The organism is Paraburkholderia ginsengiterrae (assembly GCF_001645125.1).
Classification (GTDB): domain Bacteria; phylum Pseudomonadota; class Gammaproteobacteria; order Burkholderiales; family Burkholderiaceae; genus Paraburkholderia; species Paraburkholderia ginsengiterrae.
On the sequence record NZ_LXKA01000110.1, the window covers coordinates 180,902 to 205,521 of the forward strand.

At 60.2% G+C, this 24,620-nt stretch carries 20 protein-coding genes; 9 read left to right on the forward strand and 11 right to left on the reverse strand.

Annotated features, from left to right (window positions below; genetic code table 11):
• Nucleotides 1-32: 32 nt before the first annotated feature.
• The 6 genes from A6V37_RS08940 to A6V37_RS42780 all read right to left on the reverse strand — a co-directional run bounded on the left by A6V37_RS08940 (nucleotide 33) and on the right by A6V37_RS42780 (nucleotide 5,136).
• Nucleotides 33-827, reverse strand: a complete 795-nt coding sequence (locus A6V37_RS08940; RefSeq protein WP_064266905.1) for an ABC transporter substrate-binding protein — start codon at nucleotides 825-827, stop codon at nucleotides 33-35.
• A 118-nt stretch (nucleotides 828-945) separates the two neighbouring features.
• Nucleotides 946-2,100 (reverse strand): pyridoxal phosphate-dependent aminotransferase, encoded by a 1,155-nt coding sequence (locus tag A6V37_RS08945; protein WP_064266906.1) that lies wholly within the window; start codon nucleotides 2,098-2,100, stop codon nucleotides 946-948.
• Nucleotides 2,101-2,401: 301 nt separating this feature from the next.
• On the reverse strand, nucleotides 2,402-3,805 hold the full coding sequence (dbpA, locus tag A6V37_RS08950) for an ATP-dependent RNA helicase DbpA (RefSeq protein WP_064285928.1): 1,404 nt from the start codon (nucleotides 3,803-3,805) through the stop codon (nucleotides 2,402-2,404).
• 45 nt (nucleotides 3,806-3,850) lie between these two features.
• Entirely contained in the window at nucleotides 3,851-4,051 is a 201-nt protein-coding gene (locus A6V37_RS08955; protein WP_064267182.1) for a hypothetical protein, read from the reverse strand.
• A 97-nt stretch (nucleotides 4,052-4,148) separates the two neighbouring features.
• The gene (cadR, locus tag A6V37_RS08960; RefSeq protein WP_064266908.1) at nucleotides 4,149-4,580 is read right to left on the reverse strand and encodes a Cd(II)/Pb(II)-responsive transcriptional regulator; all 432 of its coding nucleotides are present in this window, start codon (nucleotides 4,578-4,580) and stop codon (nucleotides 4,149-4,151) included.
• 49 nt (nucleotides 4,581-4,629) lie between these two features.
• Nucleotides 4,630-5,136 carry a hypothetical protein gene (locus tag A6V37_RS42780; protein ID WP_167361431.1) on the reverse strand — a complete coding sequence of 169 codons (507 nt, stop codon included), beginning with the start codon at nucleotides 5,134-5,136 and terminating at the stop codon, nucleotides 4,630-4,632.
• Between A6V37_RS42780 and A6V37_RS08970 the strand changes: the two genes are divergently transcribed.
• A complete protein-coding gene (locus A6V37_RS08970; protein ID WP_279616157.1) occupies nucleotides 5,083-7,149 on the forward strand; it encodes a heavy metal translocating P-type ATPase in 2,067 nt (688 codons plus the stop codon). The genes A6V37_RS42780 and A6V37_RS08970 overlap by 54 nt on opposite strands.
• 52 nt (nucleotides 7,150-7,201) lie before the next feature.
• Here A6V37_RS08970 and A6V37_RS08975 read toward each other — a convergent pair whose 3' ends face one another.
• The gene (locus tag A6V37_RS08975; protein ID WP_064266910.1) at nucleotides 7,202-8,218 is read right to left on the reverse strand and encodes a helix-turn-helix domain-containing protein; all 1,017 of its coding nucleotides are present in this window, start codon (nucleotides 8,216-8,218) and stop codon (nucleotides 7,202-7,204) included.
• A gap of 342 nt (nucleotides 8,219-8,560) precedes the next feature.
• Here A6V37_RS08975 and adh point away from each other — a divergent pair, with 342 nt between their 5' ends.
• Both adh and A6V37_RS08985 read left to right on the forward strand, forming a co-directional pair.
• Nucleotides 8,561-10,081, forward strand: a complete 1,521-nt coding sequence (gene adh, locus A6V37_RS08980; RefSeq protein WP_064266911.1) for an aldehyde dehydrogenase — start codon at nucleotides 8,561-8,563, stop codon at nucleotides 10,079-10,081.
• Nucleotides 10,082-10,145: 64 nt separating this feature from the next.
• A complete protein-coding gene (locus A6V37_RS08985) occupies nucleotides 10,146-10,541 on the forward strand; it encodes a DUF779 domain-containing protein (protein ID WP_064266912.1) in 396 nt (131 codons plus the stop codon).
• A gap of 47 nt (nucleotides 10,542-10,588) precedes the next feature.
• On the opposite strand, the gene eutC is transcribed toward A6V37_RS08985, so the two are convergent.
• The 3 genes from eutC to eat are packed head-to-tail and all read right to left on the reverse strand — an operon-like array spanning nucleotide 10,589 to nucleotide 14,224.
• Nucleotides 10,589-11,386 carry an ethanolamine ammonia-lyase subunit EutC gene (eutC, locus tag A6V37_RS08990; protein ID WP_064266913.1) on the reverse strand — a complete coding sequence of 266 codons (798 nt, stop codon included), beginning with the start codon at nucleotides 11,384-11,386 and terminating at the stop codon, nucleotides 10,589-10,591.
• Nucleotides 11,383-12,777, reverse strand: coding sequence for an ethanolamine ammonia-lyase subunit EutB (locus A6V37_RS08995; RefSeq protein WP_064266914.1), 1,395 nt, complete (start codon nucleotides 12,775-12,777; stop codon nucleotides 11,383-11,385). The genes eutC and A6V37_RS08995 overlap by 4 nt, the downstream gene beginning before the upstream one ends.
• 43 nt (nucleotides 12,778-12,820) lie before the next feature.
• On the reverse strand, nucleotides 12,821-14,224 hold the full coding sequence (gene eat / locus A6V37_RS09000; protein WP_064266915.1) for an ethanolamine permease: 1,404 nt from the start codon (nucleotides 14,222-14,224) through the stop codon (nucleotides 12,821-12,823).
• Between the two features lie 250 nt (nucleotides 14,225-14,474).
• Here eat and A6V37_RS09005 point away from each other — a divergent pair, with 250 nt between their 5' ends.
• From A6V37_RS09005 to A6V37_RS09025, 5 genes are all read left to right on the forward strand, one after another.
• Complete coding sequence (locus A6V37_RS09005) at nucleotides 14,475-15,341, forward strand: AraC family transcriptional regulator (protein ID WP_064266916.1); 867 nt, start codon at nucleotides 14,475-14,477, stop codon at nucleotides 15,339-15,341.
• Between the two features lie 682 nt (nucleotides 15,342-16,023).
• Nucleotides 16,024-16,326, forward strand: coding sequence for a hypothetical protein (locus tag A6V37_RS41710; RefSeq protein ID WP_064266917.1), 303 nt, complete (start codon nucleotides 16,024-16,026; stop codon nucleotides 16,324-16,326).
• A 1,078-nt stretch (nucleotides 16,327-17,404) separates the two neighbouring features.
• Nucleotides 17,405-18,970 (forward strand): recombinase family protein, encoded by a 1,566-nt coding sequence (locus A6V37_RS09015; protein WP_064266918.1) that lies wholly within the window; start codon nucleotides 17,405-17,407, stop codon nucleotides 18,968-18,970.
• A gap of 29 nt (nucleotides 18,971-18,999) precedes the next feature.
• Nucleotides 19,000-19,869: a ParB/RepB/Spo0J family partition protein gene (locus A6V37_RS09020; protein ID WP_165614422.1), complete on the forward strand. Its 870-nt coding sequence runs from the start codon at nucleotides 19,000-19,002 to the stop codon at nucleotides 19,867-19,869.
• Nucleotides 19,866-20,768 carry a plasmid partitioning protein RepB C-terminal domain-containing protein gene (locus A6V37_RS09025; RefSeq protein WP_064266920.1) on the forward strand — a complete coding sequence of 301 codons (903 nt, stop codon included), beginning with the start codon at nucleotides 19,866-19,868 and terminating at the stop codon, nucleotides 20,766-20,768. The genes A6V37_RS09020 and A6V37_RS09025 overlap by 4 nt, the downstream gene beginning before the upstream one ends.
• A 325-nt stretch (nucleotides 20,769-21,093) precedes the next feature.
• Here A6V37_RS09025 and A6V37_RS09030 read toward each other — a convergent pair whose 3' ends face one another.
• Entirely contained in the window at nucleotides 21,094-23,547 is a 2,454-nt protein-coding gene (locus A6V37_RS09030; RefSeq protein WP_242665765.1) for a recombinase family protein, read from the reverse strand.
• A 343-nt stretch (nucleotides 23,548-23,890) separates the two neighbouring features.
• Between A6V37_RS09030 and A6V37_RS09035 the strand changes: the two genes are divergently transcribed.
• Nucleotides 23,891-24,262: a hypothetical protein gene (locus A6V37_RS09035; RefSeq protein ID WP_064266922.1), complete on the forward strand. Its 372-nt coding sequence runs from the start codon at nucleotides 23,891-23,893 to the stop codon at nucleotides 24,260-24,262.
• Nucleotides 24,263-24,620: the final 358 nt, after the last annotated feature.

The window sequence follows — 24,620 nt, forward strand, 5'->3', positions numbered from 1 at the left end:
ACAGCGCTATATCCGGATAGATACGCAGCGGATTATTTCGCCGACACGTCGATGTTGCCGAGATATTTCGCGGCCAGCGTCTTTACCGTACCGTCGGCCTGCACCTTCGCGATCGCGGCGTTCAACTGGTCACGCAGCGCCGTATCGCCCTTGCGAATGCCGTAGGCGATGCCGCTACCCAGAATCTTGTCGTCACGCACAGGCTCGCCGACAAAGGCATAGCCGTTGCCGCTCGGCTTCGACAGAAAGCCCGTTTGCCCCGCAGGCGCCAACACGAGCGTTGCGTCGAGACGGCCCGCCACGAGATCCGTATAGACCTGGTTCTGATCCTGATACGGCACGATAGTCACACCGGCCGGTTCCCAGTGCGTTTTCGCGAACGTTTCCTGAATCGACGCCTGCAACACGCCGACGCGCTTGCCCTTCAGCGAAGCGGGCGTCGGCAGCAGACCGCTGTCGCGTTTCGCGATCAGTTGCGTCGGCACGCGATACACGACAGTCGTGAAATCGATCGCCTGGCGGCGCTGCTCGGTCGCGTTCATCGCCGAATTGATCGCGTCGAACTTGCGGCCCTGCAGCGCGGGAATCAGCCCGTCGAACGAGGTTTCGACCCATTTGCATGTCAGGTGCGCAGCAGCGCAAACCGCATTGCCGACGTCGATATCGAGCCCCTGCAGGTCACCATTCGGGCCTTTCGATTCGAACGGCGGATACTGCGCTTCGAGTCCGAAACGCAGCGTCGAGGTATCGGCAGCGCTCGCGGCAGACGTCGCAGCGAGCGACGCGAATGCGCAGGCCAGCGCCAATAGAGGCTTGAGCAACTTCATAACAGGTCTCCCTTTCCCATCGATTGTGTTGTCACGCCGCCATGCGGCGCGCTGTTGCGTGACGGCGCGACGATCATACTGCGTTCAAAAATGCCGCCGTCGCGTGTCGCATACCAGATCAGATCTCGCACAAACGCCGCGCGCCTTCGATCAAGGTCGCGTCATCCTTCGAAAAGCTCAGGCGGATCAGGCCCGAATCCGTGCCGTCGGTATAAAACGCCGACAGCGGAATCGTTGCGACACGCGCATCGCGAATCAGGCGCAGCACGAAGTCGCTATCGCTTTCCTCGGAGAATCCACGAAACCGCGCGAGCATGAAGAAGCTGCCTTCGCTCGGCAACAGCTCGAAGCGCGATTCACGCAGCGCATGCGTGAGCAGGTCGCGCTTCCTCTCGTAGAACGCGGACAGGCCGAGGTAGCTTTCGCGATTGGCCAACGCGTCGACGAACGCGTGCTGCATCGGTGTATCGGCAGAAAACACCATGAACTGATGGACTTTGCGAATCTCGTTCATCAACGCGGCGGGTGCGAGGCAATAGCCGACGCGCCAGCCCGTCACGTGATACGACTTGCCGAACGACGAGACGATCACGCTGCGCTCCGCGAGCTCCGCATGGCAAGCCATGCTCTGATGTTTCGCGCCGTCGAACACCACGTGCTCGTAGACCTCGTCGGCGAGAATCACGATATCGGTGTTGCGGGTGATGGCCTTCAGGCGCGCGACGTCGGCTTCGCTGAACACGGTCGCGGTCGGATTGTGCGGCGTGTTGATGATGATCATGCGGGTCTTCGGCGTGATCGCGGCGGCAACCTCGTCCCAGTCCACGCGGAAGTCGCTCAAGGACAGTTTGATCGCCACCGGCGTGGCGCCTTGCAGACGGACAATCGGGCCGTAGCTGTCGAACGAGGGCTCGAAGTAGATCACTTCATCGCCGGGGTGCACCAATGCGCTGATGGTCGAATACAGCCCTTCGCTGGCGCTGGCGATCACGGTCACTTCGCTGGCCGGGTCGTAGCGCACGCCGTACAGCGTTTCGACCTTGTCGGCGAGCGCTTCGCGCAAGGCGGTGATGCCGGCCATCGGTGCGTACTGGTTGTGGCCGGCGCGCATGGCTTGCGCAACACCGTCGATCAGCTTCGCGTCCGGCGCAAAATTCGGCGCGCCCTGCGACAGGTTCAGCGCATCGTGTTGCGCAGCCAGTTGGCCGATCACGGTAAAAATCGTCGTGCCCACATCAGGCAATTTCGAGCGGGCTTGCATGGCGCTCTGCATAAGGCTGTCTCCCTTTCTTCATCCGGCAGCGGATTCGCGGACGGCCGACTGTGCGGCGGTCCGTTCCAGTGTGGTGATTAGGCATCAGCCAATGAACCGTCACAATCGAAACTTTGTCATGCGTGGCATGCGTTTACGTCATGGCTGGCGCGAACGGGCGCCTGGCCAGGAAAGGCAGGCCGGATCGGGGCTTGAAGGGAAGAATTGGCGCGACGGGAAGAACGCGGAAAACTGCAGAGGTATGACGTAATGTGATGCGGACGACCGCGGGCACCGCGCCTGCGGCCGTCCTCGCCTTCGATCAGGCGTCGTCCATCCGCCGGACTTTGACTTTCTTGCCCTTCACCTTGCCGGCACTGAGCTTGCGCAACGCATCGCGCGCGATGCTGCGCTCCACCGCCACATACGTGGACATTTCCGTCACGTTGATCTTGCCGATCTGCGAACCTGCGAAACCGGCCTCACCGGTCATCGCGCCGAGCACGTCGCCGGGGCGGATCTTTTCCTTGCGGCCGCCGAGAATCTGCAGCGTTTCCATGGGCGGCAGCAACGGCTCGTTGCTCGCCGCTTCGAGTTCGGACAGCTTGTGCCATTCGACATCGCGTTTTTGCGCCTGTTCGAGACTGCCGACGCGGCCCATCTCGTTCATGCTCGCGAGACTCAGCGCCCAGCCTTCCTGATCGGCGCGCCCCGTGCGGCCGATGCGGTGCACGTGCACTTCCGGATCCGGCGTCACGTCGACGTTGATCACCGCTTCGAGTTGCGCGATGTCGAGACCGCGCGCGGCGACGTCGGTGGCAACCAGCACCGAGCAACTGCGATTGGCAAACTGGATCAGCACCTGATCGCGTTCGCGCTGGTCGAGTTCGCCATGCAGCGCGAGCGCATGAAAACCCTGCGCGCGCAGCACGTCGAGCAGATCGCGGCATTGCTGCTTGGTATTGCAGAAGGCGAGCGTGCTCACCGGACGATAGTGATTCAGCAGCAGACCGACGGCGTGCAAGCGCTGATCTTCGGTCACTTCATAGAAGCGCTGCCGAATCTTGGTGTTGTCGTGCCGTTCGGTGAGTTTTACTTCCTTCGGATTCCGGAGGAATTGTTGGCTCAGCTTGCCAATGCCGTCGGGAAACGTCGCCGAGAACAGCAGCGTTTGGCGTTCTTTCGGGCATTGCTTCACGACGGTGGCGATATCGTCGAAGAAACCCATGTCGAGCATGCGGTCCGCTTCGTCGAGCACCAGCGTGTTGAGCGACTGCAACGGCAGGCTGCCGCGCTCGAGGTGATCCATGATGCGGCCCGGCGTGCCGACCACGATGTGCGCGCCGTGCTCGAGGCTTGCGGTTTGCGGACGCATCGGCGTGCCGCCGCACAGCGTCAGCACTTTGATGTTTTCTTCCGCGCGGGCGAGACGCCGGATTTCCTGCGTGACCTGATCGGCGAGTTCGCGCGTCGGGCACAGAACCATGGCCTGCACGGCGAAGTTGCGCACGTCGAGGCGCGCCAGCAGCGCCAGCGAAAACGCCGCGGTCTTACCGCTGCCGGTTTTCGCCTGGGCAATCAGATCGTGGCCGGCGAGCGCGATCGGCAGGCTCGCGGCCTGAATCGGCGTCATCTCGACATAACCGAGCTGCGTCAGGTTAGCGAGCGCCGCGGGCGGCAGCGGCAGCAGGCTAAACGGCGCGCCGGCGGTGGTGGGGCTGTTCATAGGGGTAATGGCTCGTTGTCGGCTGGAGGCGGCTAAAGGCAAAAATTATTCGGCCATGGGGCCATGGTCGGGACGGCCTTCGAGCTGTTCGTACAGGACCGAACCGTCCTCCCCGTCGAAACGCTCCACGTAATTGCGCGCGCCGCACATCGGACAACGAAACAGGAGCCCCTGCCCTTCATTCTTGATGACGACGTCCGATTGCTCCCACTGCGCCTCGCAGGACTGATTTCTACAGGTAAACACGTTGATTCTCCAACTGGATTCGATGATGTATTGGACAGGCCGCACGAGCGGCCCAGCCATGAACGAGGTCGCCGCCGCGGATTACCGCTGACGCGCTTCAGCCCAGGTGCGTGTGCCGCGCACGCGGCGCGCTCACATCCATTTCGTTGAGGCCTTGCACGATGCCGCAATCTTCCACGGCCTGGTCGCCGTGGCACTGCTCGCGCAGTGCGGTCAGTTGCATTTTCAGCTGCTTTAGCTCGTCGATGCGCGTGTCGACGTGCGCAATGTGCTCGTCGATCAGGTCATTGATGCCGCCGCAGCCGTTCGCGGGCGCGTCCGTCAGACTCAGCAACGCCCGGATTTCGTCGTGGGTCATGTCGAGCGCGCGGCAATTCCGGATGAAGCGCAGCCGCTCGACGTGCTTCGCCGTGTAGCTGCGGTAATTGGCCTCAGTGCGCTCCGTTTCGGGCAACAGGCCCTCTTTTTCGTAGAAACGGATGGTTTCGGTCGTGCAATGGGCGATTTTCGCCAATTCGCCGATTTTCATGGCCCCTCCGGATGGCGGTCTTGACCTTGTAGTGGCTTCAAGGTGTTTACTAGACCACAAATCGAACCAGGAAGCCACCATGCCTCAAGCCAATCTCGCCGAAGCTGACCGCCTCGAACCGGTGAAACCCCGCGCCGACGGGCACGAAGGGCATGCTCACGAGCATCAGCACGCGCATGGGCACGACGCGCCGTGCAAGGGGCTTAGCCACGAAGCGCACGAACATGAAAACCACGGCCACGGGCAACAACGCAAGCACGGGGACGAGCATGGCCACGGCCACGACCACACTCATGGGCGTAAACATGACCACGGCCACGACCACCCTCACGCGCATAAGCATGACCACGGCCACGACCACCCTCACGCCCATAAGCATGAGCACGGCCACGCGCACGACCACGCCGCCTCGGCTTGCTGCTCCGCAGCCCCCGCGCCCACACCCATCCGGCTGCCGCAATCCGAGGCCGTCGGCGGCGATCTGCGCACGGCGATCCGCATCATGCAGATGGACTGCCCGACCGAAGAAGCGCTGATCCGCAAGAAACTCGGCCACATGCCGCACGTGCGCAGCATGGACTTCAACCTGATGCAACGCGTGTTGACGGTCGTGCACGCACCGGAAGCGCTCGACACGATCCTCGCCGCGCTGCGCTCGCTCGACTTCACACCGGAACTGGCGGACGCCAATCCGGGCGCCGCGCCGCAAACGCCGTCCAAGCCGTGGTGGCCGCTCGCTCTCGCCGCCGTCGCCGCGGCGGGCTCAGAGGCCGCTGGCTGGCTCGGCGCACCGGTCTGGCTACCGGCGGGTCTGGCGATCCTCGCCATCCTCTCCTGCGGCCTCACGACGTACCGGAAAGGGTGGCTCGCGATCCGCAACGGCAACCTGAACATCAATGCGCTCATGAGCATTGCGGTGACCGGTGCGCTGCTCCTGCGCCAATGGCCTGAAGCCGCGATGGTGATGGTGCTCTTTACCGTCGCCGAACTGATCGAAGCGAAGTCGCTCGACCGCGCCCGCAATGCGATCCAGGGCCTCATGCAACTCACGCCCGAGCAGGCGAGCGTGCAGCAGCCCGACGGCAGCTGGCGCCTCACCGACCTCAAGGCGATCGCGCCAGGCGCCGTGGTTCGCGTGAAACCCGGCGAGCGGATCGCACTCGACGGCGAGATCGTGACGGGCCGCTCCAGCGTGGATCAGGCGCCGATCACTGGCGAAAGCCTGCCGGTCGACAAGACCGTAGGTGACACCGTGTTCGCCGGCACGATCAATCAAGCCGGCTCATTCGACTACCGCGTCACGGCCGCGGCCAGCAATACGACGCTGGCGCGCATCATCCACGCGGTCGAGGAAGCTCAAGGCGCCAAGGCGCCGACGCAGCGTTTCGTGGATCAGTTCGCCCGCGTGTATACGCCCATCGTGTTCGCCGTGGCGCTGGCCGTGGCGGTCGTGCCGCCGCTGCTGTTCGGCGGGGCGTGGCAGGTGTGGGTCTACAAGGCGCTGGTGATGCTGGTGATCGCCTGCCCCTGCGCGCTGGTGATCTCGACGCCGGTGACCATCGTCAGCGGTCTCGCGGCGGCGGCCCGCAAAGGCATTCTGATCAAAGGCGGCGCTTACCTCGAACAAGGCCGCAAGCTGGCCTGGCTCGCGCTCGACAAAACCGGCACGATCACCCACGGCAAGCCCGTGCAAACCGAGTTCGAGCTGTTCGCCGATGTTGAGGTCGTGCGTAGCCGGACGCTTGCGGCGAGTCTCGCGGGGCGCTCCGATCATCCGGTATCGCTGGCGATCGCAGCAGCGGCGAAGGCAGACGGCATGTCCACCGCTACCGTCGACGCCTTCGAGGCGCTCGCCCGCCGCGGCGTGCGCGGCGAGATCGACGGCTTGCCGTACTGGCTCGGCAATCATCGGCTGGTCGAAGAACTCGGGCGTTGCTCGGGGGCGCTGGAAGCCCGGCTGGACGAACTCGAGGGCCAAGGCAAAACGGTCGCGATGCTGGTGGACAGCGAGCGCGTGCTGGCCCTCTTCGCGGTCGCCGATACGGTGAAAGAGACGAGTCGCGCCGCCATCGCCGACTTGCATCGCCTCGGCGTGAACACGGCCATGCTCACCGGCGACAACCCGCACACCGCCGCCGCGATCGCGCAGAAAGTCGGTATCGACGAAGCGCGCGGCAACCAGTTGCCGGAAGACAAGCTGAGCGCGGTTGCGCAATGGTCGTCGCAGGGTGCGACAGTCGGCATGGTCGGCGACGGCATCAACGACGCGCCCGCGCTGGCCCGCGCCGACATCGGCTTCGCGATGGGCGCGATGGGCACCGACACGGCAATCGAGACCGCCGACGTCGCGCTGATGGACGACGACCTGCGCAAGATTCCGTCGTTCATTCGCCTGTCGAAGTCGACGCATTCGGTGCTGGTGCAGAACATCACGCTGGCGCTCGGGATCAAGAGCGTGTTCCTCGTGCTGACCGTGATCGGTCTGGGCACCATGTGGATGGCCGTGTTCGCCGATGTGGGCGCAAGTCTGCTGGTGGTGACGAACGGGTTGCGGCTGCTGCGCAAGTGAGAGCTTTGCGGGCCTGAAGCCAAGCTAGTGACGCGCGGTTGTGGGCAGCAACTCAGGCTAGCGCAGCGCCCGCGGCCTTCAATGTATCCGACGGCCGCATGCCAAAGAGCTTGCGGTAGTCGGTGGCGAACTGGCTAAGATGCCAGAAGCCCCACGCCGCCGCGACATCCTGCACCGAGCGCGATTCAACCGATGCATTCGATAGATCGCGCCGCGCGCCGTTCAGGCGAATCGTCCGCAGATAAGTGGCGGGCGCCATGCCGAGCACGTCCTGAAAGCAGTATTGCAGCGTGCGCCGGCTCACGTGCAGCCGTTCACACAATTCCGGCACGTTCACCGCGCGCTCGCGATTGACCAGCACATACTCCCGCGCTTCCGACACGATCGACTGACGACGCGGCCGCGCGGGCATCGCCGCCGGCTCCGAAGCCGGCAACGCACCGACGTCGAACAGCGACGCCAGCACCGAGGCCTGCAGGTTGTTGCGCGCGAACGAGGACAGCGGTGCGCTGCTTGCCGCGCCATCGTCAAGCAATCTGCGCAATGACGCGCACAACTGCGCCTTGCGCGCCATGCCGATCGGCACGACCTCCGTGTTCGGCACATGATCGGCGAGGCCGACGCGCTCCACCTCCGCCGCATAACGGCGCAACGCCTCGCCTTTCACCACCACCCCGAAAATTTCGTAACCCGCCGAGGTCAGCAGCTCGAATTCGATCCCGCCCGGACGGAACGCAAGTGCGTCGCCCGCGATCACCTGGGCGTCGATGCGTCCCGAACCCTCGGGACATGTCGGAATGCCGAACCAGTAAGCGTCTTTCTGCACTTCGCAGGTTTGCCGCAGCGTATGGCTAGTCGTTTCGACGAACACCTGCATGTGGTCGAGGCACAGCTCAGTCAGGGCGCCGACGAAACATCCCGCAGTCAACTGGTCATAGGTCTGGCTCCAGCCGTGAAGACTGCGCGCCTGCTCGTCCGCATCGTGAGCGACACGGGTCTGCACGCGGAAGCTCGGCTGCGGCGTGAGCGTCGGATCTGACAGGCTTTCGTTTGAAGTGGCTATCGTCATACCGGATCTGCGCAAACAGAATATCGAGTAGTAAGGCGAGAGGGCACGCAATTCCTATGCCGAACGGGCTCGCGGCCCGCCTCGCGCGAATCGCATCCGCAAGCGCACAGCAGCTGTTCAACCCCTGCTCAATGAATGAACAACGCTGCGCACATTGCTCAGAAACAGGACGTTCGCCCAACACCAATTGAACAGCGTACCGCATCACACCGCGCGAGAGTGCCTGTTGCACGTGCACAGATCACCAGCGCGGTGCATTGGCACGCTTCTGGCTCTTGCCTGTCGCGGCCAAGCGAAATATCGCGCCGAATATAGCCCATTCAACATGTGAGGAGCACACAGATGAATCACGCAGAGATGCAGTTTCTGACCACCGAATTCCCGTACAAGAAGCAGTATGCGAATTTTATCGGCGGCGAATGGGTGAAGCCCGCGGGCGGTGAGTACTTCGATAACGTATCGCCGATCACTGGCGAGCCGTTTACGTCGATTCCGCGTTCGCGCGAAGCCGATATCGAACTCGCGCTCGACGCCGCGCATCGCGCGAAAGCGGCGTGGGGCAAGACCTCGACCACCGAGCGCGCGAACATCCTGAACCGCATTGCCGACCGGATGGAAGCGAACCTGCAACGTCTCGCCGTAGCCGAGACGATCGACAACGGCAAGCCGTTGCGCGAAACCATGGCCGCGGACATTCCTCTCGCCATCGACCACTTCCGCTACTTCGCGGGCGCCGTGCGCGCCCAGGAAGGCTCGATCTCCGAGATCGACGACGACACGGTTGCGTATCACTTTCACGAACCGCTCGGCGTGGTCGGCCAGATCATTCCGTGGAATTTCCCGATCCTGATGGCCGTGTGGAAGCTCGCTCCCGCGCTCGCCGCCGGCAACTGCGTAGTGCTCAAACCGGCCGAGCAAACGCCGGCGTCGATTCTCGTGCTGGTCGAACTGATTCACGACCTGCTGCCCGCGGGCGTGCTGAACGTGGTCAACGGCTTCGGCCTCGAAGCCGGCAAGCCACTCGCTTCCAGCAAGCGCATCGCCAAGATCGCGTTTACCGGCGAGACCACGACCGGCCGCCTGATCATGCAGTACGCGAGCCAGAACATCATTCCGGTGACGCTCGAACTCGGCGGCAAGAGCCCGAATATTTTCTTCGCCGACGTGATGAATGCGGACGACAGCTACTTCGACAAGGCGCTCGAAGGCTTCGCGATGTTCGCGCTGAATCAGGGTGAAGTGTGCACGTGCCCGTCGCGCGTATTGATCGATGAAAAGATCTACGACCGCTTCATGGAGCGTGCGTTAAAGCGCGTCGCGGCGATTGCGCAAGGGCATCCGCTCGACACCAAGACGATGATTGGCGCCCAGGCCTCGCAGGAGCAACTGGAAAAGATTCTCTCGTACGTCGACCTCGGCAAACAGGAAGGCGCCCAATGTCTGATTGGCGGTGAACGCAATACGCTTGGCGGTGAGTTGAGCAAGGGCTATTACGTGAAGCCGACTGTGTTCCGCGGCCACAACAAGATGCGCATCTTCCAGGAAGAGATCTTTGGGCCGGTGGTGTCGGTCACGACGTTCAAGACCGAAGACGAAGCGCTCGAGATCGCCAACGACACGCTCTACGGCCTCGGCGCCGGCGTGTGGACGCGCGACGGCACGCGCGCCTATCGCTTCGGCCGTCAGATTCAGGCGGGCCGCGTCTGGACCAATTGCTATCACGCCTATCCGGCACACGCCGCGTTCGGCGGCTACAAGCAATCGGGCATTGGCCGCGAGAATCACAAGATGATGCTCGACCATTATCAGCAGACCAAGAACCTGCTCGTCAGCTATAGCGAGAAGCCGCTCGGCTTCTTCTAAACGCGACGATCCCGTTCGAGCGAGCCGCATGACGCGGCTCGCTCTTTTTACACGAGGGCATGTGATGGCTAATGAGAAAGAAGTCGCCCGCGTAATCGCAACGCCTGCCGCGGTCGAGTTGATCGACAAACTGCGCGCCGAACATGGGGCCGTGCTGTTCCATCAATCCGGTGGATGCTGCGACGGCAGCGCACCGATGATGTTTCCGCAGGGCGAATTTATGGTCGGCTCGTCCGATGTGAAGCTCGGCATGATTGCGAACGTGCCGTTCTACATGAGCGAATCGCAGTTCGAATACTGGCAGCACACGCAGTTGATCATCGACGTGGTGCCGGGAAATGGCGGAATGTTTTCTTTGGAGCGGCCCAGCGGTTTGCGCTTTCTCACGCGCTCACGCCTTTTCGAGGATGACGAGAACGCGTGGCTGGAAACACATCCTGTAGAACGGGCCGATGCTTGAAGAGGCACGAGCGTGCGTGAATGCGTTCGAGTGCCTAGTTTACGTTCTTACGCCGCGCCCGGATTTGAGTTGTCGCTAACCGCAGGTGCCGCTGGTGTATGCGCCAGCGCTGCATCGCTATCGTCTTTCAGGCCTACACCGGTGAGACCCAAACGCCGCGCATGCGTCAGCAGGTAGTGCAACTTGTGCGCGGCCAGCGGATAGTCGAGTCCTTCCGGGCGCACGTTAGAAATACAGTTGCGCTGCGCGTCGCTACAACCGACTTTCGGCCCATACGTCAGGTAAATACCGAGGCTATCGGGCGAACTCAAACCTGGCCGCTCACCAATCAGCATCACCACCAGTTTCGCGCCGAGCAATTCGCCAATCTCATCACCCAGCGCGACGCGTGCCTGACGCGCCACCACCACAGGCCCAATCTTCCAATCCGCGAGACGCGGAATGACTGCTTGCAACAGCGGGATAGTTTGCTTCGAAGCGGCGAACGCTGAAAGGCCATCGCCGATCACAAACACCACTTCCGGCGACTCGTTCGGCACCGCCGTCAGTGCAGCACGACTTGCTTCCGACAAGCGCCTTCCGAGATCAGGACGCCGCAAGTAATGCTCCCGATCCGGCGCTGCGCTCTGCACGTCGAGCGTGCTGAAGTTTTGCGCGCGCAACTGTTCGTGAAGCACGTCCGCATCGAGTGGATGATGCACGGCGTCACGCGCCTGCGCGTGCGACAGGTTGAACGCCAGCAGCGGCGCCGTCGGCAAACTGCTGCCCGCGCGGCCCAGCGCGATGCGCGCGTTGGTGAACTGACGCAACGCGTTCCACGGATTCTTTTCGAGGAAGTCGCTCATGCTATGCCCATCCAATCACGCGCGCCTTCCAGAAGCGGTTGCTGTGTCGTTGCACTCAGCAACGCGCCGCGCGCATCGGTGATCTGCATCGACTCCAGCCATTCTTCGAATTCAGGCGCGCGCCGCAAACCGAGCACATCGCGCACGTACAGTGCGTCGTGGAAAGACGTGCTTTGATAATTGAGCATCACGTCGTCCGCGCCGGGAATGCCCATGATGAAGTTGATACCCGCGACGCCGAGCAGCGTGAGCAGGTTGTCCATGTCGTCCTGATCGGCCTCGGCGTGGTTCGTGTAGCAGATATCGCAACCCATGGGCACGCCGAGCAGCTTGCCGCAGAAGTGATCTTCGAGACCGGCGCGCGTGATCTGTTTACCGTCGTACAGATACTCCGGCCCGATGAAACCCACCACCGTGTTCACGAGGAACGGATTGAACTTGCGCGCGACCGCGTAGGCGCGCACTTCGCACGTCTGCTGATCGACGCCAAAGTGCGCGTCCGCCGACAACGCGCTGCCCTGTCCCGTTTCGAAGTACATCAGATTGTTGCCGACCGTTCCGCGCTTCAGCGACAACCCTGCTTCATACGCTTCCTGCAACAGCGCGAGCGAAATGCCAAAGCCGGCATTCGCTTTCTCCGTGCCCGCGATCGACTGAAACACCAGATCGACCGGCGCGCCTTTTTCAATCGCGGCGATCGTATTGGTGACGTGAGTCAACACGCACGATTGCGTCGGCACCTGATAGCGCTGACGGAACTCGTCGATCATCACCAGCAGCTTGGTGATCGCGGCGAGATTGTCGCTGGCCGGGTTGATGCCGATCATCGCGTCGCCGCAGCCGTACATCAGACCATCGAGCATCGAGGCGGCGATGCCCTTGACGTCGTCGGTGGGATGATTCGGTTGCAAACGCACCGACATGTGCCCCGGCAACCCCACCGTGTTGCGAAAGCGCGTAATCACCGGACGTTTACGCGCGGCCGCTATCAGGTCCTGATTGCGCATGAGCTTCGATACCGCCGCGACCATCTCAGGAGTGAGGCCCGCAGTGATGCGCGTGAGCGCGTCGGCATCGGTCGTATTGCTCAGCAGCCAGTTGCGAAAATCGCCAACCGTGAGATGCGCGATCTCCGCGAACGCCTGCGGTGAATGATCGTCGATCACGAGACGCGTGACTTCGTCGCTTTCGTACGGAATCAGCGCTTCGTTGAGGAAGGTGCGCAACGGCACCTGCGCGAGCGCCATCTTGGCCGCCACGCGCTCTTCCTCGCTCGCTGCCGCAACGCCCGCGAGCTGGTCGCCAGAACGCTGCGGACTGGCCTTCGCCATCAGGGTTTTCAGATCGGCAAAGCGATAGGTGCGGCTGCCAATCGTCTCGGTATAGCTCATTTCCACGACTCCATCGCCGCTGCTCACGCAGCGGCTCGATCCGTCACTCTTCGAGCAAAACGTCCGCCGGCGCGGTTTCGCGTTGATGGCGCGTCAACAGGAAGTAGACGTAGCCCAGCGCGAGAAAGATCGCAAACACGATCGCCACCAGAAAATTGAAGTAAACCATCGTCGCCAGACAGATTACCGCGGCCACCAGCGCGAACGCCGGAAACACCGGAAACAGCGGCGCGCGGAACGGGCGCTCCATGTTCGGCTCGACGCGGCGCAGCTTGAACAGCGACAACATGCTGATGATATACATCACGATAGCGCCAAATACCGACATCGTCACGATGTTCGCGGTCAGCGTCTGGCCGCCGAACTGGATCAGCTCGTCGCTATAGATCGCCGCGATGCCGACCACGCCGCCCGCAAGGATCGCGCGATGCGGCGTCTTGAAGCGCGGATGCACCTTCGAGAGCCACTCCGGCAGATAGCCCGCGCGAGCCAGCGCGAAGATCTGCCGCGAATAGCCGAGGATGATGCCGTGAAACGAAGCAACCAGCCCGAACAGGCCCAGCCACACCAGCATATGCATCCAGCCGCTATGCTCGCCGACGATGAATTTCATCGCTTGCGGAAGCGGATCGTTGATGTTCGACAGCTTGGTCCAGTCGCCTGCCGCGCCGGCAAACACCATCACGCCAATGGCCAGCACGACCAGCGTGAGAATGCCGGTGATGTAGGCGATCGGGATCGAGCGCTTCGGGTTCTTCGCTTCTTCAGCGGCCATGGCAACGCCTTCGATGGCGAGGAAAAACCAGATCGCGAACGGAATCGCCGCGAACATGCCATGAAACGAGCCCATGCTGAAAGTGTCCGCGCCGGACCAGCCGCCCTTCGTGAAGTTGGACCACTGAAAACCCGGCGACACCACGCCCATGAAGACCAGCAACTCGAAGATCGCGAGTAGCGTCACGCACAACTCGAACGCCGCGGCAATCTGCACGCCGACGATATTCAACGCCATGAAGACGAGATACGCGCCCATCGCCGCGTGTTTCGGTTCGAGCCCCGGAAACTGCACGTGCAGATACGCGCCGATGGCCAGCGCAATGGCCGGCGGTGCGAAGACGAATTCGACGAGCGTCGCCGCGCCCGCCAGATAACCGCCGGTCGGACCGAACGCGTGGCGCGCGTAGGCGAACGGGCCGCCGGCATGCGGGATCGACGTGGTGAGTTCCGTGAAACTGAAAATGAAGGTCGTATACATCGCGGCGATGAAGATGGCCGTGATGACGAACCCGAGCGTGCCCGCGCTCGCCCAGCCATAGCTCCAGCCGAAATACTCGCCGGAAATGACCAGACCGACCGCGATGCCCCACAGTTGCCACGTGCCGAGCGTCTGCTTCAACTCGTGATGCGTAACTTTGCCGACGTGCTGATTTTTGGACTCTGATTTCATCGGGCGCTCCCAGATGTTGCCGCTCGCTCGGCGCCGCAAGGCTTTGCGGTGCTTGGACGGACAGGCTTCAGCCGATGGTAGTGAGCCATTATTCGGGGTGTTATCGAAATTCGGCAAAGTTGTGGGCGGCCGCGTATCAGCGGCCGCTTAATTGCGCACCGGATTGAGCGTGAAGTTCGCAGGATTTGGTAAATGGGGACGTGGTACTTTGGTTCGCGTCCGTTCGACAATTTTTCAGGTTAACTGCGTCATGAACGATTCAGGCAATCGCGCACGCTACGAAACCCGGCTCGGCCGCGTGCTCGACCATATTTACGATCATCTCGACGAACCGCTCGACATCGAACGGCTGGCGGAGATTGCCTGTTTGTCGCCATATCACTGGCACAGGATTTATCAGGCGATGTATGGCGAGACGGTGGCAACGACGGTGCGCCGCTTGCGGCTGCATCGCGCGGCGGGCTACCTGGCGAACGGGTCCATGCCGATTGCGGAGATTGCCGAGCGCTCGGGTTACAGCAGTCTGCAATCTTTCTCGCGCATTTTTCGCGCGGTATACGGCGTGCCGCCGGCGCAGTATCGCAAGCAAGGCACCCATAGCCGGTTTCGACCGGCGCTCTCAGGAGACGATCAAATGACGATGCGTGAAGTGGTGATTCGTCACGTGGAACCGATGGAAATTTTGTCGGTGGATCACGTGGGACCGTATATGCAAATCGGCAAAGCGTTCGATGCGCTGTTCGGCTGGCTCGCGAAACATAATTTGCTGGCCGCGCAGCTCAGGATGATCGGCGTTTACTACGACGATCCTGGCGTGGTGGAAGAACACGCGTTGCGCTCGAAGGCCGGTGTGTTGTTGCCGCATCCGGTTCAGGCATCCGTGACGGTGAGCTCGCCGGTTTCGGTGACGCAAGTGAAAGGCGGTGAGTATGCGGTGTTGCGGCATCGCGGGCCGTATAGCGATATGCGGGCTGCGTATGAGTGGTTGTATGGATCGTGGCTCGTGCAGTCCGGGCGCGAAGCGGCCGATGCCCCGGTGTTCGAAGAGTATCTGAATAGCCCGAAGGAGACCGCGCCGGCTGATTTGCTCACGGAGATCTGTTTACCGCTGGCCTGAAGCGGTTGGCGCCGTTCTGGCTGCTTTGTCTGCTTCGTGCACGCTTGTGCGGCGTGCTTTGCGTATACCTCTCTGGTTTTTATATTCTTTGTATACGTATACGTAGTAATAGTTAACAAGCCTCGCATTCCGCTGTGGATAACCTGAAACTTCGTTTACGGATCAAGGGACTGCGGAATCGATAACCCTGCGGAGCGTACGCTGACAGGAATGTGGAGCCAGGGAAAACTTTTGTGCGGCCTGGCGAGGTGGTGTTTTTATCAAGGTTTCGCCCACAACGTGTCAGGTAGCTTGTACAAACGTTGTCCAGAGGGGGCTGTGGATAAGTTGGGGTGTGGTGTGCGTTGCGGAACCTGAGCGCTCTGGTTTGTTTTGAACGTTCTCCTGTTCCATTCCACTCGGGCGACGCGGCGATCAGATTGTCGCGGTCCGTCCAGGGGGGAAAATCGCTTCGTACTCCCGATGCGTTGACAAGCCGCTGCAGGCTCGCTTATCGTCGGCACGCGGGACGGCCGGTCAAGCATGCCTGGGTACTGGCTGACTATGTTCCGGGCACTACGGGGCTACCCCGTGGATCAGAATGACTCCGCAGTTCGTCGCATGAGCCGCAGTTGCGCGTTGCGCAAGACCGCTCACGCAGCACAAGACGTGTTGACCGTGCCGCCCCGCACTCATTTGCACTATGTCCTCATCTACGCTGAAGCACGTCACCTACGCGATTGCCGATGCCATGCTGGCCGGGCCCGCCGAGCCAGACGCGATGGTCGAGCGAATGACGCACGTGCTGGGTGGGCCTGCCGACTGGATGAACGGTTTGGCGCGGCAGGTGGCGAAGCGGTTTGCTGCACGGTGGGATACCCCACTTGGTCTTCATGCGCTGCAGGAAGTAGACGTCGCTTTTCTGTTCAGAGTTGCAGTTTACACAGTTCTTGAAAGGGTTCTCTACGCAACCTCAGCAGTGAGGCCCCCCGGAGACAGCCTTTGAGGAAGTCTTCGGCGGGCGATGGGATGGCTCATTGTCGGTCCGGCGATTGCTCGCTGAATTTGCTGGTCCGCAAGGCACAAAGGGTTACAAGCAAATGACTTGTAACCCTTTGAATTTGGTGATTGGACGTGAGTTGCTCGAAAACTAGTCCAGCTATTTCAGTTTCCTAGAAAGCAACTGAAGGGAGACCGAATTCGTTAGACTGACCTCCCTTATTAATCAATAACTTGCTAACTAATTCGGACCGATCGCTCGCCGCATCCGAACCGAATTAGTTGGACTGCCCGGATTTGCGTCGCGAATTCGTTAGACTGAGTCACCTGCCCCAAAAAACGCGCTGATCGAGCGCTCGCAGCCTTCGCCGATACTCATCAGCGTTGTTTCTCAGGCCGGTTGGACGCCCGGCTGCCAACGTGCTCCAGATCACTACCCCACGTATGGAGCGCGTGATGAATAACGCCCGCCGTTGCGTTGCCTGTGGCAGCCTCTTCCATCCCCTGTCTCACGTCCCAAATCAGCGTTTCTGTTCGGCCCCGAACTGCCAGCGAGAGCGACGCCGTCGTTGGCAACGACAGCACATTCGCGCCGACGCGGACTATCGCGAAAACCAGCATCGCGCACAGGCGAGCTGGCGTGCTCGCCACCCAGATTACTGGCGGCAGTACCGATCGACCCATCCCGCCTATCGCGAAAGAAATTCCGTTTTGCAACGCAAGCGCAACGCGTTGAGGCGCACTGGGGTCGTTGCAAACATGGACGCGTCTCACATCGCTCGACCGTTGACGTCCGGCTACTACGTATTGCGCCGCGCATCCGAGGTCAAGATTGCAAAGATGAACGCGTACATCGTCCATATCACTGTGCTATCACCGCCTGGTGGGCCATCGGTTCCTGATTGCAAAGAGATGATGTGATCGACAACGGCGCTGCGCCTGCTACTTTTCTACCTGTACCCGCTCTCACCCGATCGTCGGACTCGGTCCGCGATGTAGTTTTTTTAAAGCAGAAATCTGCCATGGTCGACGTTTCCGCACCGGCAGCTTTGGAGAGAGGGAATGATTCTGCCTGGAGCAGGACCATGTCACCCGACGACACAGGCAATGTAGCTGGCACGCAGGCCCCGACAACACGGGCTGCTGAGTATGTGCGAATGTCGACCGAGCATCAGCAATATTCGACCGAAAACCAGCGCGACAGAATTCGGGAGTATGCAACCCGACATGGGATCGAGATCGTACGTACGTATGCTGATGAAGGAAAAAGTGGTCTCAGAATCGACGGGCGGCAGGCGCTACAGCAACTCATCCGAGACGTAGAAAGCGGTCATGCCGAATTCCAGGCAATTCTCGTCTATGACGTGAGCCGCTGGGGACGATTCCAGGATGCAGACGAAAGCGCCTACTACGAATACATCTGCCGACGCGCTGGCATTCAGGTCACCTACTGCGCGGAGCAGTTCGAGAATGACGGCTCACCTGTCTCGACTATTGTCAAAGGAGTAAAGCGGGCGATGGCCGGTGAATACAGCCGGGAGCTTTCTGCGAAGGTGTTTGCGGGCCAGTGCCGGCTAATCGAACTTGGCTTTCGGCAAGGGGGGCCAGCGGGCTATGGCCTGCGTAGAGTGCTGATCGACCAACACGGCTTAATGAAGGGAGAATTGAGCCGAGGCGAACACAAGAGTCTCCAGACGGATCGGGTCATTCTGATGCCAGGCCCTGACAGCGAGACTCGCATTGTCAACCTCGTTTACACATGGTTCATTGAAGAGTCGCTCAACGAGTATGAAATTGCAGCTCGCCTTAACGGCATGCGCGTACGCACAGACCTTGACCGTGAATGGACGAGAGCTACCGTGCGGGAAGTGCTGACTAACGAAAAGTACATTGGAAACAACGTCTATAACCGCGTTTCGTTCAAACTTAAGCAGATGCGCGTAACAAACACGCCAGACATGTGGATCAGGAAGGATGGCGCGTTTCAGTCAATTGTCGCAAGCGAAACCTTTTATACGGCCCAAGGGATCATGCGGGCGCGCGCCCGGCGCTATTCAAACGAGGAATTGATTGATCGCCTCCGCAATCTGTATCGCAACCGTGGCTACCTTTCGGGCGTCGTAATCGACGAGACGGAAGGCATGCCGTCGACTTCCGTCTACATGTACCGCTTCGGCAGTCTTATTCGCGCCTATCAAACTGTCGGTTTCACACCCGGTCGCGACTACCGTTATATCGAAACGAACCGCTTTCTCCGACAACTGCATCCAGAAATCGTCGCGCAAACTGAAAGGAAGATTGCCGACCTCGGTGGTGCCGTCAGACGTGATCCCGCCACCGACCTCCTTACCGTCAATGAGGAGTTTACTGCGTGTCTAGTACTTGCCCGATGCCAGGCGCAGGTCGCGACTCGCAATCACTGGAAGATCAGATTCGATACAAGCCTACTGCCTGACATCACAGTCGCAGTGAGGCTGAATCACGATAACTCTGCGGCACTTGACTACTACCTGCCGCCGCGTCTCGATTTCGGTCAACCTCGAATTCGCCTGGCCGACAGGAACCCCATCGAGTTCGAGAGCTATCGGTTCGATACGCTTGAATATCTCTACGGCATGGCGGAACGCTCAAAGTTGAGGAGAATAGCGTGAACCACCTGCCGCGGACCGGTGAAGTCCGGATGATTCCGATAGACAGGATTGAGGTCATCAATCCGCGGGAGCGCGACAGCCACACGTTTGGCGAGATCGTTAAAAATATCCAGACCGTTGGCCTGAAGAAGCCGATCAAAGTTACACCGCGCACGGGCGCAGACGGCGCGGAAAAGTACCTCCTCGTGTGCGGCGAAGGCCGGCTTAAGGCGTACAAATCACTCGGTGAGACAGCGATCCCCGCGCTGGTCGTTAATGTCAACGACGAAGATGCGTTCATCATGAGCCTCGCTGAGAATATTGCCAGGCGCTGCTACCGTCCACTTGAGCTACTTGCTGGCATCCGGCGGTTAGAGGAGCACGGTTACGGTGCAAGGGCCATTGCAGAGAAGACAGGGCTGAAACCGGACTATGTTGCCGGCATCTTACGGCTGCTTCATCAGGGCGAGGAGCGATTGGTGATAGCCGTGGAAGCCGGTCGCATTTCACTGACCGCGGCACTCATGATCGCCGGCGCTGGTGACAATGATGCGGCTGTTCAGGCAGCGCTTCAGGAAGCGTACGAATCCGGAAAATTGCGAGGTAAGCCCCTGATGGCGGCTCGGCGCATCATAGAGCGAAGAAAAACGCTCGGACGCTCCGCCAACCGGATCCTGTCACCCAGGACTACCGGGGTGACCACCTCAAGTCTCCTACGGGCATACCAAACCGAGGTCGCGCGCCAAAAAGCAATGGTACGCAAAGCCGAGTTCGCGCAGCAGCGCCTAGTCTTCGTCGTGGGTGCGCTGCGACAACTATATGCCGACGAAAATTTCGTTAATCTCCTGCGAGCGGAGGGATTGGCGACGTTGCCGAAATATCTCTCCGAACGCGTTTGGTCCAGCGGGAGCCCAGCATGACTGGCGTTACACTGGCATTCATTCCCGAACCACTATTAGTATCGCTTGACAACCTTCTTCCCTCAAGGAGGGTGTCAGCACACATCTTTGAAACCGGGAAATTCAAACAGATCAAGGCTTCCATTCAGGAGGTTGGGCTTATCGAGCCTCTGTCTGTGACTCCCGCAGACAAAGCTTCTGGACAACATGTGATCCTTGATGGCCACTTACGCTTGCTTGCCATGCGGGAGCTGGAGTTTTCAGATGCCCCGTGCCTGATTGCCACAGATGACGAAAACTACACATACAACAACCACGTGAACAGGCTCCCCACAATTCAGGAACACTACATGATCCGCAGAGTCATTGAACGAGGCGTTTCTCCAGAGCGACTCGCAAAAGCGCTTGCCGTGGACGTGACTTCGATTATGAAAAAGATGTCGCTCCTCGACGGAATCTGTGCGGAGGCTGCTGAACTACTTGGCGACCGTCAGTTTTCCGCAGAGCTGTCACGCGTACTTCGGAAAATGAAGCCGACGAGGCAGGTCGAATGCGTGGAATTGATGGTTGCGGCGAACAGCGTAACCGTTCGGTATGCCGAGGCGCTTCTTGTTGCGACTCCCGCCACCGGCCTTGTCGCCGGCAAAAAAGCCAAAAAGCTGACAGGAATCAGTTCCGAACAAATGCTGAAGATGGAATCCGAGATGACCAATCTGCAGGAACAATACAAGCTTGTGGAGCAGACGTACGGTCAGGACGTGTTAAACCTCGTGCTTGCCAAGGGTTACCTTGCCAAGCTTCTCGAAAACGAGCCCGCCAGTCATTATTTACAGCGACACCAGCCCGATCTATTTTCCGAATTCGAATCCATCGTCGCGACAATTTCGCTCGATCACAAGCAGCTCGCGATCAATGCATAAGTTTCCCAGAGGGCTCTTCATTGCAACGGTGATGAAGAGGCAATCAAGACCTCCTCTGCATAGAGCCGGGGCGAATCGGAATCTGTCCAGCATGATTTCTCGTTCCAGCATCGCACCGGACTGATCCAGCATAGAAGACTCACCTACTGCATGGCGTTAGCTGTGACAGGAGTAAGGCACCGTTTTAGAAAGCGAACGTGAGTGCACGAAGAAGTTCCAGGTCCTGTCAGTGTGCTTGTGCGTAGAGGTCGGCAAGCGCCCGCCAGCGCTGTTCCCGGCGCGCACCTCGAACGGGCTGACGTCGGAGATCCAGATGGCCATTGGTCTAACCAGCCACCTTCATCGGGCGTCGTGGCTGCTTCCGGGATTTGTGCGGCAACGTGAGTTCACTGATGATGGAGCGTAACTCGGGCCTTGATGCATCAAGCCATCCGCAGATCGCTGCATTGCTGAGCAAACGGCGCACATATGCCCGGTAAATGGCAGTCTCGGTGAGACTGAAATCATGGGTTGGGGAATGGTACCTGACCGCTGTCAACGCGAACCCGAGCCGACGTTCCGTCCGAACAAGTGTCCTCACGTCAGGGGCGGCGTAGGCGTTTAGCGATACGCCTTCAGCAAGCTGCGATTTCGGGGTAGCCGCCAGCAGCGCGGTGGCAAAATCGCCGCTGTAGCAACCCACGGAATACATCAGGTCGATTGCCGTATCACGCCGGGGCCCCGACATCATTTTCAGTGCTTTGCTGGTCCGGACCGATAGTGATCGTGTGCCCAGTTGGTGCACGCTTTGGGCGCCACATCCATCTGGTTCGCGCGTGACGGCATCGGGAGACTCAGTGATAGGTCTATGTGACGTCCCGGCGTTCCCGGCGGTTCCAGCATATGCAGCCATGGCAGCCAGTACCCGAACAGGAATTAGCGTCATGCCCAGATCTTTGAGCAAATGGACAAAGTCCGCGTCCGTAGCCAGTAGCAGCAAAAGTTTCGGCCACAGCTCGGCCTGGACAGCAAAGCGTCGCATGTTCTCTGCACGCAGTTGAACGGCTTTGCACTGCTGATTCATTACGCTCTTCATCTGTTCGATGACAGGTAACCGTCCACAACTGCCTTTTCGCAGCTTACGCAGCGCTGGGATCTGCATGACGGCAGCAGCCAGCGCGGCATGGCCATCCGGCAGATCATCAACTTGGGTCGTGTCTGTTGCCTCTTTCACTAGGCGGCTCACTTCCTCAAGTCCGGTCGTCCCGGTCATTTCAATCAGTAACCGCAGGTCCGCGTGCCTGAACGATCTGTATGGCTGCCTGTCTCGCCCTTGAAGCGTTGTAAATTCGCCCGGCGGAAGGCTGCCATAGGGGAGGACAAAAAAGTCGAGAATTTCCGCGCTGCCGCGCGGCAGACGGCAATAGATCATGAAGTCGATGTCGAAACAGTCGGGCCAGCGGGCGACCCAACAGGGCTCTTTCCGGTGAAACGTCCATGGGCAGCGCGCGACGATCTGGAAGCGCAGCATGGCGTCAATGCACAGGGTGCTGGAGTGCTTCTCGTAGTGGACCTGGTGCCCCTTCTCCGCAAGGATCCGGCCGGTCACCTGCGCCACCATGGTCTCGACGCGTCGCTCGATGTCACGGTTTTCGGATCGCTCGGGATCCAGATTCGGCGCGTAGCCAATCTCCCTGTACGCTGCGTTCAGGCTGCCAAACTCGCGCATCACGCATTCCACCGATGGCGCCTTGCAGGACGCACGTAACGTGGACTGGCTCAGACGTCCTTTGCTCGCTACGACTTTTCTTAGTCCCGCCAATATCTCCGCACGATCCGGAACGCGGTGGAAGCTATCCAGCCGGCGCCGGACGGCCGCAAAAGTCTTCGCATCCACGATCGCTTCGAATGCGTGAGGTACGCGAACCCACTCCTCTTCCGGCAACTGTTCCCAGCGAGCGGCCAGCTTTGACGACGTGCGGCTGTAAACGTTGGTACCGATGTACTTCTCGTTGTGCAGCATCTGGAGAATATGACGAGCCCGCCACGGGCGGCCGGCGCGATTACAGATGCCGAAACCGTTCAGCCGGTTGGCAATTGCGTTCGAGTCCAGCTTCTGCCAGGCGTACCATTCGAATATTTTCCGCACGACCCCGATCTCATGGAGCGGCCCGGGTGCGAGGGACACACGATCCGTCTGGAGGTTTTTGTACTCGTATACGTCCAGTGTTCGCTGTGTACCTCGTCGCCCGTCATGAAGAACGCGCTGCAATCCATAACCCGGCGGGCCGCCGCAGTGATATCCACGCTGGACGTTGAGGCAGTGCCCGAGGAAAACCTTGCGCGAAAGCTCGCGGCTGAATTCACTCGCCATGGCTCGCTTGAGCGCTTTCATTACGCACATGGCGGGACTATCGTTGTCTTCAAACGGTTCTGCAACATACACGACCCTGACGCCCGCCCGGCGGCAGGTATATTCGTAGAATGCCGCTTCGTCAACGTCCTGAAAGCGACCCCACCGGCTTACGTCGTAGACGAGCACGATCGAAAATTTTCTCGCTGGATCGGCCACATCAACCAGCAGCCTGCTCAGCCCCGGTCTCGCCTGCAGGGTAAGGCCGCTGATGCCTTCGTCCTCGTATTCACACACAATGCGGATGCCGTGGCGCGCAGAATAGTCCGCGATTGCCTGACGTTGAAATACTGGTGAGTATTGCTGATGGTCGGTGGACATGCGAATGTACTGGGCTGCCCGGATCGGCACAGCGGGTCTCGCGCGACCGGATGAACTGGATTTCATGGAACGTGCCTAGGCATGTCATGCTTATGCATAGCGCGTGGCTGGCCAAAGTCAAGGCATATCGTGAGTGCCACATGGTGGCCGGATCGTGTTCCAGCCACCCCCGACGCTCACGATATTGTCGTAGCTGAAGGAAGGGCTGATTGCCCCGTTGATATCAGAATTGGGCGCGTTCGAGCATGGACGGCGCAGAGGGACGACACCACGGCCCGGAAAGGATAACCATGGCAGAGACGAAGGAAAGAAACACAGTCGAACTCCGGCGATTGCAAGCCGCGCATATGCTGGGCGCGAAAGCATGCATCAAGAGCGTTGCCGTGCATCGGTTGGGGTGGGGCACGAAATGACTCGGCCTCGCCTGGACACGCCGGATCCCGACGGCCTTGACGACGAAGCTCAGGCCGAGCTGCTGTGCTATCTGGTGGTTGCGCAGTTGATCACCCGGACTCGCACCGGTCACTGGCTGCGAACCGATCACCTGGTTGAGTCGACACGGATCTGGCTGACTGGCAACGGTGCGCACGCCAACTGGTCAGAGCGCATTCGCCTCGCGGCATTGTCGGAGAAGCTCGCACAGAACGTTACCAGCCAGCTCCAGACTGCCGCGCCTGAGGCGCTCGCAAAGCTGTTCACCGACGGCTGGCGACTGGACTATCGGTCGCCGGTCGTGCGCGGCATCCACGCTGCCTGCAAGAACAGATTGCAGGCCTGCTGATCCCGTCACCTATTGTCCGGCGTAGACACCGCGTTGGGAGAATCGGTCATCGGTACAGCGAGTGACACTATGATCTGTGACTCGCAAGGTGGTCTCGCGCCCGGTGCCAAATGCACAGCGAGAGCACCACGCCTCCAAGGCATTTGGTGTAGCCAATCCGCTAGCGCCTGAAGAAGCAGCAGACCATTAGTCGCATCCCGACCGATAAGCACACCGACGGCACGTACGCCAGCCACAATTGCCAGTCGCTCACTTATGGTGGCGGCAGCCATGACGACTTCACTCCCATAGCTTGCGAAAAGATGACAGGTTGATTTGGTTCGAATGCTGCGCTTCCCAAGTGTTCATCACATCAAAA